4 protein-coding genes are annotated in these 18,748 nt (G+C 35.0%); 1 reads left to right on the top strand and 3 read right to left on the bottom strand.

The window, feature by feature from the left end; translation table 11 throughout:
* The first annotated feature begins 175 nt into the window (after positions 1 to 175).
* Positions 176 to 1,198, top strand: coding sequence for a helix-turn-helix transcriptional regulator (locus ACYSNX_RS01055; RefSeq protein WP_461752837.1), 1,023 nt, complete (start codon positions 176 to 178; stop codon positions 1,196 to 1,198).
* 34 nt (positions 1,199 to 1,232) lie between these two features.
* Here ACYSNX_RS01055 and ACYSNX_RS01050 read toward each other — a convergent pair whose 3' ends face one another.
* The 3 genes from ACYSNX_RS01050 to ACYSNX_RS01040 all read right to left on the bottom strand — a co-directional run bounded on the left by ACYSNX_RS01050 (position 1,233) and on the right by ACYSNX_RS01040 (position 18,532).
* Positions 1,233 to 1,847 carry a hypothetical protein gene (locus ACYSNX_RS01050; RefSeq protein WP_461752836.1) on the bottom strand — a complete coding sequence of 205 codons (615 nt, stop codon included), beginning with the start codon at positions 1,845 to 1,847 and terminating at the stop codon, positions 1,233 to 1,235.
* A gap of 229 nt (positions 1,848 to 2,076) precedes the next feature.
* Entirely contained in the window at positions 2,077 to 3,048 is a 972-nt protein-coding gene (locus tag ACYSNX_RS01045) for an outer membrane beta-barrel protein (RefSeq protein ID WP_461752835.1), read from the bottom strand.
* Positions 3,049 to 3,052: 4 nt separating this feature from the next.
* Positions 3,053 to 18,532, bottom strand: coding sequence for an MBG domain-containing protein (locus ACYSNX_RS01040; protein WP_461752834.1), 15,480 nt, complete (start codon positions 18,530 to 18,532; stop codon positions 3,053 to 3,055).
* Positions 18,533 to 18,748: the final 216 nt, after the last annotated feature.

Here is an 18,748-nt window from a genome sequence, read left to right as displayed (position 1 = left end):
AAACTAATTGCGTAGTAGAATTTTATTTTAATTAATTTTTCAAAACATTAAAAATCAATTTATTAAATATAATAAATAGTATAAAAACAGTAAACAAACGACATAGTACGCATTTACTCTGCGTAGTTAAAAGCAAAAACAGTATATTTGATATGAAAACAGATCAAAATAAAGCATGGCAACAAATAAATTAGCATTACTGCGCTACCGTCTTTTGGATGAATGTCTACAAAATAGGTTTAGAAAATGGACCTTAAATGACCTTATTGAAAAGGTTGCAGATGGTCTATACCAATACGAGGGAATTGAAACAGGTATTAGCAAGCGTACCATTCAAATGGACATTCAAACCATGCGAAGCGACACCTTAGGGTATAATGCACCAATTATTGTTGTAGACAGAAAGTACTATACCTATGAAGATCCAAACTATAGTATTAGAAACTCTCCATTTACCGATACCGATATAAATAAACTCAAAGAGGCTGTTTCCATATTAAAACACCTCAATGGTTTTAGTCAAGTACAAGAGATGAGTGAAGTTATTGCCAAATTAGACAATAACCTATTAACCCATAAGACAAAGGCTCCGAGTTATATTCAATTGGAAGGTAATCCCCTATTAAAGGGAATAAAGTTTATTACCCCGCTTTATGAGGCCATCAAAAATAAGCAGACTCTTTTAATTGAGTATAAATCTTTTAAATCCAAAGAAGCTACCAAGTTGTTTTATTATCCTTATTTACTAAAGGAATACCGCAACCGCTGGTTTTTAATTACTAGAAGTAATAAGACTTCTCATCTACTTACTCTTGCTTTAGATAGAATGTTACAGGTACATAGTATACCATCAGAACCCTATGTAGAATATACAGGAGTTGACTTTGAAAGATATTTCCAAGATGTATTAGGGGTTACTAAAACACAAATGGACCGCGCTCAAAAAGTAATACTTTGGGTGAATACTTATCATGCTCCCTATGTCAAGACAAAGCCCTTACACCCTTCCCAACAGGTATTAGAGCACAATGAAAAAGGAATGACAATACAATTAAATGTAGTACCTAACTTTGAATTAGAACGTGAGATCTTAGGTTTTGGAGAAGCCATGGTAGTTATCTCTCCACGTTTTTTACAACGACAGATTGCTAAACGAGTAGAGAAAATGCACCAACAGTATTTGAAGCGGGAAATTTAAAACCAAGTAAAGAAATATATTTAGACACTTAACCTTAAATGCTCTGGCCAAGCCATACCGTATCTGTTTTGACTAGATAACAAATAGACTTACCGTATGGCATAATAGTGTAAGCTTTTTCAATCACGTTTAGCTCAAACCACTCTTTACTCTCTAAGTACTCCTTTTCACTACTGTACTGGGAAAGATCCCCTACAAAGTCTGCCTCATATAATTGTAGCTCATAACTTGGTTCCCATTGAATACTAGTCTGTTTTATTTTTTTAGCATGACTAGAGTCTACTAGGAAAGAGCTTGTTTCACATGGCTCAAATACGCTAGCGTAAAAATCTAAACTTTCCTCTATGGCGCAGACTACTTGGGAGCGGTGAAGCTGTTTTTCAAATAACCATATTTTTAAATAATAAGGTTCTTTTAATTGTTCTAAAGTCTGTTTCCAACTGTGATAAATCTCTACTAAACCATTTAAGAAAGCTTCTTTGTATTCCCCTTCTAGTGGTAAAACAGGTGAATCATCCATGTTTAAATTACACCAAGGCTCTACTAAAAATTTCACATTGACTCTTTTTTGCTTGCTTAAATAATTAATTTCTAAGTTTTTACTTGACTCTATCCATCTGGCAATATTGGCTAATACTTTTTGTTTCATAGTAGGAATCCTTTTTGCTTTTAAAGCTTACTTCTTTATTACCTCTATCAAACTAAGTATTAAAGATAGACTTAAAAGAAAAGAGCTAATGTATAAAGATAAGTATTCTGTTTTAAGCCATTTTGAAATTCATCAATGTTGGAAAAAAAAGAACCGCATATCCTTAGATATACGGTTCTAATCTATTATAATTATATCTTATTTTTTGTAAAATACACTAGAGGTAAAACTACCCTCCGAAACTATAGGAGAGTTTCACTCCAAAATTATGTGCCTTAAATTTCTTGGCATTAGCTTGATAAATACTGTTGAGTACAATTGGATTTTCCACTATCCCCTGGTACTCCACCAAATGAACATTATTTGTTTTTCCAGTAGTTTGGGAGGATAATGCTACATCCATAAATAAGGACACATGTATAAAGTCAAAATTGCCAATCTCTATCTTTGTTCCTACTTCAAGAAGATAGGAAAATCTAAAGTCTCTTTTTTGTTTACTACTTTGACTCCAATCTCCTAAATCACCAAACCCTAAATAAAGCGGCTGGTCAAACTCCACATCATACTGTGGGAAATAAGCCCTTGTTTGCAAGTCCTCTACTTTTAAATTCACTTTATTTTTAAGTGGCATTCCAAATTTAAATCCAGTTCTAGCATATACTTTACCTTGGTTTAAAATATCATAATGCACTAAAACAGGAATAGACAAATAAGCCATATTCCATTTTTGAGTAACTTTTTGGCTAGAGTATTTAAATATAAAAGCTTCTTCTTCTATATCGAATGTCTCGTATTCTCCCCTACTATCCTTAGCAGTTACCTTAGAGTTTAATTGACTATACTCTAAACCTACAACTATTGCCCAGTGGTAATCCAAGGCATACTTATAGTTTACTCCCAAATCAAAACCCCCTTCTACTTTACCTGAATACCCAGAAGGTACTTTGGTTAATGAAGTGAAATTAACCCCTGCATAAAACTCAAGGTTTTTATAATCTAAAGGAAAAAGAGGATTATTTGCAAACGGTGAATTTTTCAAAAAAGGTAATTCATCCGAATCTTTTACTTCTTTAGCCTGTAGTAAGCACCCCGTGCACAAGAACAAAAAAAGTACTGTTTGTTTGAAGTTATTTTTAGTAGGTATTAAACAAAGTAAACTTTGTTTAATACCTCTTTCTAATTTATTTATAGTTGTCTTCATTCTATTATTTTTTAACCATTAATGTAAAGGACTTCAATTTGTTATTGTATCTCAGAACTAAGAAATACAGACCTTCTGTTAAGTTATTATTGATGTTTACTTGAGATAAAGTATTTTGTAAATCTCCACTAGCTACAAGCTGTCCCTTGATGGTATATAACTGATAAAACGCACCATTAAAATGCTCACTTGGGAAATCAAAACGTATAGATACATCCTCTCCAATTCTAACTGGGTTAGGAGCTACTTCAATATTATAAGTAGCTTGAACATCAAAACTTACCTCACAAGTATGGATTACCTCTCCATCCAAAGTAGTTAAGATTGCAGAATACTCAGCATTTCTATCAATCACATCATTTATAGTTTGACCAGCGCTGTATACTTGACCCGATGCAATTAACTCCTGATTTTTGAATATCTGGAAATCTTTAAATTGGAATCCTCCATTGGTTAGTGGATTATTGTTTATAAAGATCAGATTATCATACTTGGTCATTAATACATTAGAGGTATCTGGAGCAAGCTCGAACTCTATAGTAAATTCCTTAGTAAGACCGCTACTTGTCGATAGTGTTATTACTAAATCCTCTGATACAGGCTGTCCATTTACAACGGCCACTTTGAAGTCTTTACCTGGAGTTACCTTTGTGTTTGGATCCGTTACTACCTCTACTTCAATAAAGGCCTGGTCTTGTAAACAAGATAAAGGTATTCTCATAATAGGAGATACATCTGTATATACCTCACCATTGATAATTAACTTATCTATCTCTAAGTTTCCTCCCTCTACTATTAGGTCTTGTGTTAGAGAAACAGCATTGTAATTATGATTCCCTTTTTGGGTTGCAGTTACCTTCATACTTCCCACCTGACTAACTGTTACTAATCCATCTATTGTTCCACTAGCTACATCACTTGGTTTTTTATCTTGGTAAGAGTATTCAATAGCCAAGCCACTTGTCGCACTAGCTTTTAATTGAAGGGTTTTAGTTTCATTGATGTCCACCACTATAGTAGAGTCAAAACCTACAATTTGTTGGTCAGCCTTTCTAATTTGGAAAGTAGAACCAATAAACTCAAGGTCATAATTGGCATTAGCCTCTAAGGTTCCTTGCTCAATTGGATAACTTCCTACATCCTCTCCACTTTGACGCTCTAAAGATCCTTTAAGTAAGCTACTAGAGGATTCACCAGTTGGAATACCACTTACACTGTAAGTCAATACAGGATCCTTTTGCCCATAGATCTTAGATCCATTTTCGGCTAAAACTATCAATTTAGAAGCAACGATTTGCAATTGAGCACCTGAGAAATCCACTTTATAATTACCATTAGAAACTAAACTTCCTTGGGTAATAGCATATTTACCAACGTTCTCTCCTTTTGCTCTATCTAACTTACCACTTAATACCTTATCGGCTAGGTCTTGGAATTGTAGTCCTTGTACCTCATAAGATAACACAGGGTCTTTCTGCGAATAAACCTTCAGCTGATTATTGGCTTTTACCTTCAAGGTACTCGGTGTTATACTCAGCTCATTACTACTAAAGTTTATAGCATAGTTTCCACTAGCTGTTAAGCTTCCTTGGTTGATAGTATACTTTCCAACATTCTCTCCCGAGGATCTTTCTAAGCTACCTGTCAATTTATCCTCATAAGCCATTTCACTTACCTCATAGGTCAATACAGGATCAATTTCACCATAGATTTTTTCCTGAGCCTGAGCCTGTATATCCAATCGCAATGGAACAATCTCTAAGGTATTACTCACAACAACCGGCTCTTGGTAATTGGAATTACTCTCTAAAGTACCAATGCCAATGACATAACTACCCACATCTTCTCCTTGGTCTCTTAATAAGTTACCCCAAACTATTTGATCTGGGCTTTGATCATATTGCATTCCTTCTACCTCATAGGTAAGCTCTGGATCAACTTGACCATAAGTTTTAGTTTGATGATCCACTACAATTTTCAAACTTGCAGGATTAATCAACAACTTAGCCCCTTGGTAAGTCAGGTCATAGTTATTATTAGCAACCAATGATCCTTGTAAAATAGAATACTCCCCAACATCATTTCCTCTTACACGGGTTAGATTACCCTCTAATGTATCCTGATATACTAATCCGTCGGCTTTATAAGTAAGAATAGGATCTGCCTGTCCATACATTTTACTTTGACCATCTGCTTGTATGGTTAAAGCAGCTTTTGTAATAGTTAGATAATTCGAAGAGTACTCAAAAGTGTAATTGTTCCCAGGATTAATACTTCCTTTTTCAATTAAATAGGTTCCAATTTCAAGGCCTGGTTCTCTTTCTAAACTACCTGTAATTACACTTTCTGTATCCCCATTTTCAAGCCCTTGTACTTGGAAAGACAATTGCTTATCCGTTTGTCCATATACTTGGCTTTGAGCATCTGCAACAATGGTTAATTCCGCAGGTACAATATCTAGATAGTCTTCTATGAAGGTCACTTTATTACCTTCTCTAGAGACTAAGGTCCCTTGGGTAATAACATATCTACCAACATTTTCTCCTGCAGGGCTATTAGCCTGTTCTCTAGTTAACTCACCTACTAATGCATCGTTTTTAGTTATACCTGAAATCGAATAAGATAACACAGGCTCCTGTTGTCCATAAACTTTATAAGCCGCATTAGCCGTTACGGTAATTTCATTTGGAGTGATATAAAACACACCTGGTAAATAATCAATAATATAGTTGGCATTAGCTCCTAAACTACCTTGACGTATAGCGTACTGATCTATTACTTCTCCTGGATCTCTTTCCAAAGATCCATGAAGAACACTTAAAGTGGAGTCACTATATTCAAAGCCATGGGTTTCAAAAGTCAATATAGGATCTTCAGTATCGAATACTTTACTTTGATTATTGGCCTCAACTATTAGCTTCTTAGGCGTAATCTCGAAGGTATTAGACTTATAAACAAGTTTATAGTTAGGAGTTGCTTTTAAACTACCTATTAAAATATTATAAACATTTACCTGTTGACCAGGCTCTCTTTCTAGCCCTCCACTTAAAACTTGGGTTTGTTTATCTTTATTTGTCAAACCGCTCACAAGGTAAGTTAACCCTGGATCTATTGAACCATACACTTTAGTCTTAGCCACTGCAGAAACAACTAACTCAGCAGGGGTAATACTTAAATCAGCACCCTTGAAATCTAAGTAGTAATTCTTATCCACTACTAGCTTATCCTCTAAAATAGGGTAGTCTCCTACATTCTCTCCTGCTTGTCTATATAAAGATCCTTTTAAAACATCTACTTGTTTATCGTTCGCTTTTAATCCCGTTACAGTATACTGAATACTCGGATCTGGTGAACCATACACTTTTGAATCCGGCTTAACCTCTAGAGTTAGAGCAGCAGGGTTAATATTTAAAACCGAAGGTACAAACTCAAAAGAGTAATTTCCATTAGCTTCTAAATCTCCTTGTACAATAGAATACTTCCCTACATTTTCTCCTTCTTGACGGCTTAAACTACCTGTAAATACAGTCTCTTGGCCCTGCTGGTTTTGTAATCCTTCTACTGTATAATCCAATATTGGATCTGCATCCGCGTAGGTCTTCGTCTGAGGGTTTGCAGAAACAATCAACTTACTTTGTGTAATAGTAAAGTCTGCTGGCTTATAGGTGATATAATAGTTGTTATTAGAAGATAAGTCTCCTTTCAAAATAGAATATTTTCCAACATCCTCTCCTTCTTCTCTTTTAATATCACCAGTTAATACCTCCTTCGGAGTTTGGTTGAAAACTAATCCTTGGGTGTTGTATTTTAATACAGGGTCGTTCTGGCCATACACCTTTTGAGCAGCAATGGCAGAAATAACCAGCTCTTTACTTTCAATAGTAAAAGTAGCAGGATCAAATTTCAACTCATAGTTATCTGAGGTTTCTAAACTACCTTCTAAAATAGAATATTCCCCTACATCTTCTCCTTTTTTTCTAGTTAACTTTCCTTTAAGTACCTCATCTACTTTATCCCATGAAGCTACTCCTTGGTACTGATAATCTAAAACAGGATCTACTTGTCCATATACCTTACCATGGGCAATAGCGTGTATGTAAAGAGGACTTTTTAAGATAGTAAAGGTACTATGGGTAAAAGAAATACTGTAATTGTCTCCCGCACTTAAAGTTCCTTGTTCTATAAAGTACACCCCAACATCTCTATTGCCTTCCCTTTCTAAATTACCCGTTAAAATCGCTTTTGTATCTCCATTTTGGAATCCTTCTACTGTGTAGGTTAAAACAGGGTCCGTATTTGCATACAGTTTTGTAACCGAATCAGCCACTACAGTTAGTTCAGCTGCAGTAATGTCAAAGTCATCTTCAATAAATACTAGAGAATAGTTACTTTCTACCTCTAAGGTTCCTCGTACAATTTTGTATGTTCCTACATTCTCCCCTTCTTCTCTTTCTAATTTTCCAGTTACAGAGTCTCCAGGCTGTAATCCTGTAATGACATAAGTTAGCTCCGGATCACCTTGTCCATACACTTTACTTTGAGCATCTGCTAAAACAGTTACTTGTTTTTCGGTGATATGAAACTCCCCTTTTTCAAAAGCAATAATATAATTAGCATTGCTTTTTAAACTGCCTTGCAAAATAGCATACTCACCTATGTCTTCTCCAGACTCTCTAGCTAGAGCTCCTTCTAACACATTACCTTCTGAATCTCCACTAGCAAAGCCTGTGGCTAAATAGTTCAATTCAGGATCTTTTTCCCCGAATATCTTACCTGTATTTTGAGCCTCTACTTTTAACTGTAGTGGTGTAATGGTAAATTTACCATTTGTGAAACTCATCGTATAGTTTTTATTACTTTTTAGAGTTCCTTGCTCAATTGGATAGGTACCAACATTTGTTTGGGTAACATTCTTTAAACTTCCATAAATCACATCTCCGATGATATCCTGGTTAACTAAATCCTCTTTATTATACCCATAGGTTAAAGGTGGTTTATTTTGAGCATAAGGGCTTGTTTTATCCTCTGCCCATACCTTTAAAGGCGCAGGAGTAATCGTTAATTTACCCTCCACGTACTTTTGGATAGTATAGTTTTTATTTACCACCAACTCATCTCCATGAATAATATACTGTCCAACATCTGGCCCAGAATCTCTTGTAAGAACTCCTTTTACTATTTCTTCTTTAGTCTCATCATAAACTAATCCTTCTACTTGGTAAGTAAAAGCCTTATCGGCTTGTCCGTATACTTTAGTATGGTTATCGGCAGTAATTACTAAGCCTTTTGGCTCTACGGTTAGCTCACCTGGTTCAAAGACTATAGTATAGTTTGGATCAGATGTAAGACTTCCTTGCTCAATTACATGAGATCCTACCTCTGGCTTATCCTGCGAAGATAAACTACCACTTAATACACTATTTGCTTCTTGTCCAGGTAAAAGACCAGAAACACTATAAGGTAGATTAACAGGCTCTGTTCCATAAGTTAAAGTAACATCATCGGCTTTAACGGTTAAAACACCTGGAGTAATACTCAATATACCAGGGGTATAGTCAATGGTATAATTACCCGTTACATCCTCTAAAGTACCTTGAGTGATAGTATGATCCCCTAGAGCTTCTCCTGGTTCACGAGAAAGCTCACCTTTTAATACATCTTGAGAGGAATCATCCAATTGTAAACCATCTACCTGGTAGGTAAATGCCGGATCATTCTGACCAAACTCCTTACTTACATTATCCGCTTTCACAGTTAATTCAGCTTTTGTAATAGTTAATACATTAGAATTAAAAGTAGTAATGCTATAGTTTTCATTAGAGTATAAGTGGTCTTTTCCAATAGCATAAGAGCCAACGTCTTCGCCTTCTACTCTAGTTAAAACACCTTGTAAAGCATCTTTTGGCTCTTGCTGGTTTACTAAGCCTTCAACACTAAAGGAAAGCACTGGATCGTTTTGTCCATATGTTTTTTGTGCTGGCTTAGCACTAATGGTCAAAGGAGCCGGAGTAATGGTATAAGTACCCGGAGTAAACGAAATAGAATAATACGGCGCACTTTCAAGACTACCTCTTGAAATTACATAACTACGAGCATCATCTCCTTTTTCTCTTACTAATTCACCAGATACTACTTCTTTTGTGTCCCCATTTACTAATCCTTGTACCGTATAATCTAAAGACTCTTCCGAAGCTCCGTAGACTACACTTTTATTATTAGCTGTAACCTTTAACTCTGCAGCATTGATCCTTAAAATACCACTACTAAAATCGATAGTATAATTATTATTTGAAACTAAAGATCCTTGTATAATAGTAGATTGTAATGGATTAGCAGTCTCTTCTACACTTAACTGCCCACTAAGTACATTTTGGCTAGAATCATTATACTGCCATCCCCTTGCCTGATAGGTTAACTCAGGAATAGTTTGACCATAAGTCATATTTTGATCCACTGCCTTTATTTCTAAAGTAGCAGGTGAAATAGTAAATAAAGCAGGATTAAATTCGTCTACTTCATAGTTAGCATTAGGCTCTAAAGTTCCTTGAAGTATAGGATAATCCCCTACATCCTGATTTTGCTCTCTAGATAAAGCTCCTGTAAATACCTGGCTAGCTAGCTCATTGTATTGTAATCCTTCTACTTTATATAAAAACTCTTTATCCTCTTGTCCATAAATTTTAGAGGAAGCCATAGGTGTAACAATAAGTTTAGCTGCTCCTATCACTAAATTATTACCTATGTAATTGATTTCATAGTTATCATTTCCTTCAACTAATGCTACAGTTCCTCGATTAATAGGATATACTCCTTTTGGCTTACCAGGATTTCTGGTTAAACTTCCTTCTAATATATCATCGGTATCTCCACGAACAAAACCAGAAACGCTATAATCTAACTCTGGATCTACCTGTCCATATATTTTATTTTTCGCATTGGCAGTGATAGTTAATTCAGCTGGTGTAATAGTAAAATTTTCTCCTTGATAATCTACCGTATAGTTATCTGCTTCAACTATTTCTTTTAAAGTAATAGGATATTCACCTACATCTTCTCCTTGTGCTCTTTCTAAAGACACTTGAATTGAATGACTAGGTAATCTTCCTGAAATAGTATACCTCAAGGCATAAGGGTCTTGCTCTCCATAGACTTTTCCTTGAGGACTCACTATAACCTTTAAAGGTGCTTTTTGGATGGTAAAATTAGCCTGGCTGTAAGTTAAATTATAATTATCTCCAGCAGTTAAGTTACTTTGCAGAATTGCATACACTCCAGCATTCTCTCCAGGTACACGGCTTAATTCACCTGTAAAACTATCTCCTTGCATTAAACCTTCAGAAGTATAACTATAAAACGCAGGATCGTTATCTCCATAAACTTTACTAGAAGCTGTTGCCCAAACATGAACTGGAGCTGGGGTAATAACCATTTGAGCCTCTAGAGTTAAATCTTGGTAATTACTTCCCTTATCTACTAAAGCCCTTACTATATATGTTCCAACATTAACTGGTGCCCCTTCTAATGCATTATTATCATCAGAAGTATCAGCATCACCTACAAAATAAGTATAAGTAACCTGATCTGTAGAAACATCTCCGTCAACCAAAATACTTTGGCCTTGTTTATTGTACACAAAAGTAGCATCACTTAAAGTCACGTCATCAATAGGAGCTGGAGTAATATTTAATGTTCCTTGAAACACTCCTACCTGGTAATTTGGTCCTCTATTAACAGTAACAGTCAAAGTGTACTGGCCAACATCTGTAGGACAGTCTACTGAACTATATCCATTTGGACCTGTGTAAAGCCTTTCAACTTCATCCCCCTCTAGTAAGCCATCTATCTTTAAGCAAATTGATTTGCCTTCATAGAGCTCCTCACTATCAATGACATCCACCCCTTGAATAGGAGCAGGATCAATAGTCAAGGTGCTAGATAAAGTTAATGTAGTAAATCCTGGTGCTAGAATTATGGCTTCTACTTGGTAAGTCCCAGCATCAATAGGTCCTTCAACAACTTCAACCCCATTACTATCGCTATAGGTATAGTCAATAAAAGCATTAATCGGGATTTCACCTGTAACTTCCAACTCGTGTGGATTTCCATCATAAGTAAATGTCTGGGGATCTAAAAACAAAGTCTCACTTCCATCCACAGGCTCAATGCTAAGAGTAGCTATTTCACTCCATAGGTTATAATTGCTTCCTCTATCAATGGTGGCTTTTACACTATAAGTACCAACATTAATTGCTTCTGTAACTACTGATTCTTGCCCATTTACATCTTTGAATGTATAAACATAAGTAGGATTATCTGTAGGTAAATCTCCTTGTACCTCTAGGGTAATTGCCTTTCCAGTATAAGTAGCTGTATGATCAGTAAAAGTAACTCCTGTAACATTAGCCTTGGCTATAGTTAAAATTCCCGTTAATTCCTTAATCTCGTAATTCTCATTACGCTCTACTGTTGCCTGTACAGTTTGCTCACCGGCATCTGTGCGAGAATTATTTTCATAGCTAACATCATCTGTAGATAAATCATTTATAACGGTAAGATTCTTTTGGGTACCATCATAGGTAAATTCTTGACTAGGAAGTTCTACATTAGGTATTTGTGCTTTAGTTATAATTAGATTAGCTTCTAAAGTTAAAGACTCATAGTTTGGATCACTTATTATTGCCTCTACCTGATACTCCCCAGCATTAATAGCCTCTTGTACAACAATGCCATTTAAGGTATAAATATATTCTACCCCACTTTGATCACTAGGAAGAGCTCCTGTAATTTCAAGTTTTTTACCTTCTCCATCATAAACAAAGGACTGGGATGTAAGACTAACTCCTGGAATAGTTGTTCCAGGGGTAATTGTAAGTACATTTGGAATAAACATATAGTCATAATTGGAGGAGGCGCTACTAGACAAAGTACCTGCAGAAATAGCATACTCCCCAACGTCTTCCCCTTCTTTTCTTGTTAACTTTCCTTCTATAGTATCCTGGTAATACAAATCACTACTTAAAGTATAACTAAGTACAGGATCTACTTGTCCATACATTTTAGTTTGTGGGTCTGCTGTTATTTTCAGTGGAGCTTTAAATATATTTAAAACACCTGGTTCAAAGGAAAAATCATAATTACCTATGACATCAATATTATTTCTTTTTATCGTTAAAGTTCCTTTTAAAATAGCATAATCGCCAACCTTTGTTCCCACCTCTCTAGCTAAACTACCCTGTATTTGATCATTACTTCCTATGATACCATCTACAGTATAAGTTAAAGTAGGATCTGGTAATCCATACTGTACGCTTTGATTATTTGCTTTGATTTTAAGTGGAGCCTTTGTAATAGTCAAGGTAGCTTCCTTGTTTAAAACCTCATAGTTTGCTCCATTATCTATAACTCCCTGTACTTTGTAGGTACCAACATTAATTGGATTGTGATTCATTTGTTGATTATTAGAATCAAAATATTGGTAATTTACTCGACTACCCTGTGGGATACTTCCTGTAAATACAATAGTTTGCTCACTAGAGTTATATACTCTTGAGCTATTGTTTAGTGCTACATCCTCTATTGGGGCTGGTAAAATAGTAAGAGTCCCCTTAACTGTTTGTGTTAAGTAGTTCTCATTTCGATATACAGTAACCTCTAAAGTATATACACCTACGTTAATAGGACATTCTGAAGAGCTAACACCATTTTGATCGGTATAAACTAAAGTTAGAGTATCTGTTGGTAAGTAACCTATTACTTCCAAACACAAAGGAACTCCCTCATAATTCTCTTCAGAATCTACAATATCTACTCCTTCAATAGGTGCTTGTAATATAGTTAGTGTTGCATCTAGATTAATATCATTATAACCTTGGGCAACAACTTTAGCGCTAACCTTATAAACACCTGCAGCTATAGCGCCTCCATGTACTTCATTCCCCTTACTATCTTTATAAATATAAGTAATATCTGCCCCTGGAGGAATCTGACCACTAACTTCTAAAAAGTGAGGCTTGCCATTATAGGTTTCTTCCTTACTATCTAGGTATACTTTATCATCACTAGATGCATTCTTAATAATAAGAGTAGCTGTTTTTTCCCAAGTTAAGTAATTCGGGTTTCTTGTAACACTTGCCTCTACGGTATATATTCCCGGTAAAATACTTTCTGTTACCGTATTTCCATCCTTTTTATATACATATTCTACATCATCTTCCGCAGTAGTTCCTTTTACAAAAATCTTAATATTCTCTCCAGTATAAGTAACCTCCTGATCATTAAAGCTCAAACCTGTAATAGGCGCTTGTTCAACTTTTAAAACCCCAGAAAGTGTTTTGTCTTTATAATTTTCATTGCGCTTTACTAATGCCACTACATCTACTTGTCCAACATCTGTTAAACTATTATTTTGATAAGTAATATTATCTCCCGTTAATACATTACCACTTACCTCTAAGGATTTCTTACTTCCATCATATTGGAAGGTTTGGTCTTTAAGCTCCACACCTGTAATTTCAGCAGGTGTAATGGTCATATCCGCCTCTAAGGTTAAAGTAGTATAGTTAGGATCACTTATTATAGCGCTTGCCTTATACACACCTGCATCTGTAGGCGAATTTATTAACTTATCGTTTTGTCTGTACTGGTATACCACCTTACTATTTTCAGAAGGCAATGTCCCCTTAATTTGTAAACCTTTGGCAGCTCCATCATAAATAAAACTATCCTCTTCTAAGCTTACTCCTATAATGCTAGCAGGTAAAATAGAAAAAGTAGATCCAATAAAAGTTAGATCATAGTTTTGCTCTGGTAGGCTCAAATCACCTTGAATAATTTCATAATCTCCAATGTCTTCCCCAGGATTTCTTTGTAACTCTCCTTGAATACTATCTTGATAATATACCTCTCCTATTTGAGTGTAAGTAAGCAAAGGATCATTAGCACTATAAACTTTACTACTTGGAGTAGCGTTAATTTGTACACTAGCTTTTTTTATAGTGTAGTTTGCTCCTATGAAAGTAAAATCATAATTGCTCTCTACTAAAACACCTTTATTATAAATATGTAAAGTCCCTTGGGTAATTGGATAATCCCCTGCATCTAAACTAGATTCGCTTTGTAGATTACCAATTAACTGATCTGCTTGTCCTAGTTTACCCTGTGTTATGGTGTAGTCTAACTCAGGTTTATCTTGTCCATAAATACTTGTCTTATCATTAGCCCTGACAGTTAATGGAGCTTTTGTAATAGTTATTTTAGCACTCTTTTTCAAAGTAATATAATTGGGTCCATTGTCTAAAACCCCCTCTACATTATATACACCAACATAAATAGGTGCATTATTCATTGGATTATTATTGCTATCCTTATAAGAAAAGCTTGCTGTAGCACTTGAAGGTACATTTCCTGTAAAGGCAATAGTCTGCATTTCTCCATCATAGACAAAACTCTGGTCATTGAAATACACCCCTGTAATTGGAGCAGGTAAAATCTCTAATGTCCCTTTTACAGTAGCTGTATTATAATTTTCATTTCTATACACAGTAGAAGTCAAAGTATAAACACCCACATCTACAGGACAATCTACTGAGGTATATCCATTGCTACTTGTATATATGCTTGTTATTTGATCTGTAGATTCACTTCCATCTAGTGTTAAACACAAGGGAGTCCCTTCATAGTCTTCTGAACGTCCTTTAATAGATAAACCTCCTATATCTGCTTTTTCAATCACTAAAGTAGCACTCTTGGTAACTTGTGCAACATTGTCTCCTTCTAATGTTCCTACTACATTATAAGTACCTGCATTTACTGGCATTTGATTAGTAGTAGAACTCTGATCTAATACATTGGTATAAGTAAAGCTTGATTGTGGATTATCTGGAAGATCACCTGTAAATTCTAAACCATGGCCTTGCCCATCATAAGTCACCACTCTACCTTGTAAGAAAACTTCCCCATCTATATTTTTTGGCGTGATTGTTAAAGTAGCAGTATCACTCCAAACATTGTGATTTTCATCCCTTGTTACTGTTGCCTTAGCCTGATATACTCCAGGATTTACTGGGGTCACCTCTATTCCTTTTTGGGTGTAGGTATAGGTTACCTGATCGCTTGATAAGGCTCCGTTGACCTGCATGCTTATAGGTGTACCTGTATAAGTTACACTTACATCATTAAAAGTCAATCCTTGTAAATCTACAGGGGTAATTTCTAAGTCAGCTTCTAGAGTAAGAGTATTAAAGTTATTATTCCTAGTAACAGTAGCCTCTACCTTATATACTCCTACATTTACTTGATCGTTACCTTGGTAAGTAACATTATCCTGGGCAGTGTTTCCTGTTACTAATAAAGATTTAGAGTTCCCATCATATGGGAAAGTTTCTCCTTTTAACTCTATATCAGTTATATCTGCCTTAGTAATTTCCATCTGAGCCGTTAATTCCAAAGGAATATAATTTGGATTTTGAACAGTAGCTTTAACCGTATAAGTACCTACCTCTGAAGGCGGATTTACACTAGGAACTGTGATATCAATTTTTCCATAGCTGTATGTCACTGTTGTACCAAGTGGCAAATCACCCTCTACTTCCAAAGTATGCGTTTGCCCATCATAGGTGAAATTTTGAGTATTTAGCTCCAAATTTTCAAAACTAGCAGCTAAGATCTGCAAATTGGCTCCTTCGAATGCTAAATGGTAATTGGAAGAAGGAGCAAGAAGACTACCTATCTCAATGGCATAAGTTCCTACATTTTCCCCGGAAACTCTAATTAACTCTCCCTGAAGGCTGTCTTGATTGTATAAAGTACCATCAACTTTATAAGTTAAAACAGGATCTGGGGTATTAAAGACTTTACTCTTAGCTTCAGCAGTGATTAACAGCTTTTCTGGCTCAATGGTTAGTGTACCATTTTCAAAGTTGACTGTATAATTACTTTCTACATTTACTCCAGTATTTATTATAGTTAATCCTGCTTTAGAAATATTATAATTTCCTGCGTCTTGTCCAGTTTCTCTTGAAAGTTTACCTTGAAGAGTATCTCCAAAAAACAGCTCACCCTGTGTAATAGTATATGTTAACTCAGGGTCGTTTTGCCCATAATATTTACTAAGGTCTGTAGCTTTAATACTTAAAGGCGCTGGATTAATGGTAAACTTTGAGGTAGTATCTACTTTAAATGTAATATTTTCCATAGAAAAACCTTCTTTTAAAACAAAGTTATAGTCACCTGCATTTTCTCCAGGCTCTCTTTGTAATAAGTCTGTAGGTAGAGTTAATTCTGAACCAATTTGATTAACGCTATAGCTTAATTCAGGATCCTCTTGCCCATAAGTTTTAGCTAAATTACCAATAGGTGTAATAACTACTTCAAGAGGCAATATTTCAAATTTCTGGCTAGTATCTAAAGTAAAGGTATAATTATCAACTCCATTACTACCCTTAGAGCTATATAGGTTTTTCGCATTATAAGAATATTTACCCACATTCTCTCCAGGTTCTCTTTGTAGTGCACCACTTACAGCTTCTTGTTCTACAACACCATTGACTTTACTTATTGTGTACTCAAAACTAGAGGGATCTTGTTGGCCAAAGTTTTTGGAATAATTTTTAGGCACAATTTTAACCTCACCAGGAGCAATAGTAAATATACCTGGGATAAGTAATAGTTCATAATCACTTGTTGCTGGAGACAAAGCTAGACTTCCTTGGCTAATAATATACTCTTGTACATTCTCTCCAGGTTCCCTTTCTAGACTTCCTATAATTTCAAAATTAACTTGTTTTACACTTTCGGATAAAGAGTCGCTTGTTTGTGTTGTCTGGGTATCAAAAATATGTGTTGTGAATGTCAATTCAGGATCCTGTTCTGCGTAATATTTGGATATATTATTGGCGGAAACTTTAATTAATTGTTCTTTTACCGTTACTGTAAATTCTATAGGTTCACTTTCACATCCACCAGAATCAGAACTAACCACAAAATACTTAGTAACTCCAGCGTTACTAGTACTAGGCACAATTGGTAATTCTTTATCTTTTATAGGTGAATTATAATCTATCTTACCATCGCTTCCTTGATTAAACCAATGCAATTCACTTGAAGTTCCGCTTGGATAGGCCACCAAAGGAGCAGACTTTTCATTAAGCCCATAAACAAAAGAAGTGGTTTCCACAATTGGTGGAACAACATATTGGCAAAAATATTGATATGCTCCCATAATATTTTTACTCTTGTTATATCGTATATTACCCCCTAAATCCTTACCATCTATCCCGAACTCAGAAACAATTTTATTATAAGCTATTGTATTACCTGAGGTGGTAAATCTATTATTAGAAGTACCTGCAATTAATGAATAATAGGGAAAACCCCAGGGATTATCTTTATATAAATCAACACCATAGCTAAAAACCCCTATATTTTCCTTTCCCATATTATATGAACCATCATAAATAGAATTTTTCTGTATGTAAGATTGCCCAAAAAAATTTCCACTACCAGAATAAAAATAAGAAGGGTTACTTTTCTTGGCATAATTATAGAAAATAATATTACTTAATAAATCTGATGTATAAGCAGCGTTTTCTCCATTTTCATTAAAGAATAAAGCTCCTGCTCTATTTTCTGCTAGATTATCTGAAATTGTAACATTTTGTAGAAAGAGTTGCCTTTGTGGAGTAATTTCCAATGCCCCTCCATCTGCTTTGGAATAATTTTGATACAATAAACTACTTACAAGGTATACTTGGTTATCTGGGGTTAAAGCTGCCCCTCCGCTAACTGATCTAGTGGATAAAACTCCTCCATTACTTAAAGACTGATTGGCATGAAAAATAACATTATTGAAAACAATCTTTCCTTTAGTAGCCCCATTATAATTACCCAAGAAAGCTGCGCCACCACTATCAAATCTCATTGATATACCTTGTACTGTATTAATAGAGGTCAAACTTGCGTTACCACCGAAAATAGTAACTCCATCAATTAGAATCTCATCTTGAACAAAAAGATTTAAAACGCGCAATGCATTGTTATCATTACCTTGTATTTTCATGTTATTTTCCGTACCACTAACAATTGTAGTGTCGTTAAAGTCTCCACTTAATATGGTAACATTATTATAGGAATCCCTTTGATCTAACTGTGTTTCATCCCCATTAAATCCACCATAAATACGCATATTTCCAGTAATGGTAAAACTAGAGTAACGATTTGGATTAATGTCATAACCACGAGCATCAAAATAAGGCTTATGGGTACCTTTGGCAACCCAAATTTCATATTTTGCGGTTTTTCCCTCTAAGAACTTTAAGGCATCGGCCAAATTTGCCGCTTTATCCCAAGAGCTCCCATTGCCAGAGGCATCTGGTTTTACATAAACCCTACCGTTTTGAGGTAATATAGTTACAGGTCGATTCTGAGAATAGAGCAAAGTGGAGCTCAATAATAAAATCAAGGTTAGAAAAGAGTAAATTTTTTTCATTATAAATGGATCAAAATTGATTTATACTTAAACTACAGTTGATACATGTGTTTTTTATCGCAGAAATATTTTCATAAAATTAACGATTACACAAATATCACAATACAATTAATCGCACTTATTTTCCATAAATTACAATCAATTATCCATAAATTTAGTACATTTTACAACATAAACCACATATAAATCCAAATACTCAAAACAAAACTATCATAA

The organism is Myroides sp. LJL115, from assembly GCF_054871665.1.
The sequence above is the reverse complement of the archived record's forward strand: the minus strand, read 5'-3'. Positions and strand labels throughout refer to the sequence as shown.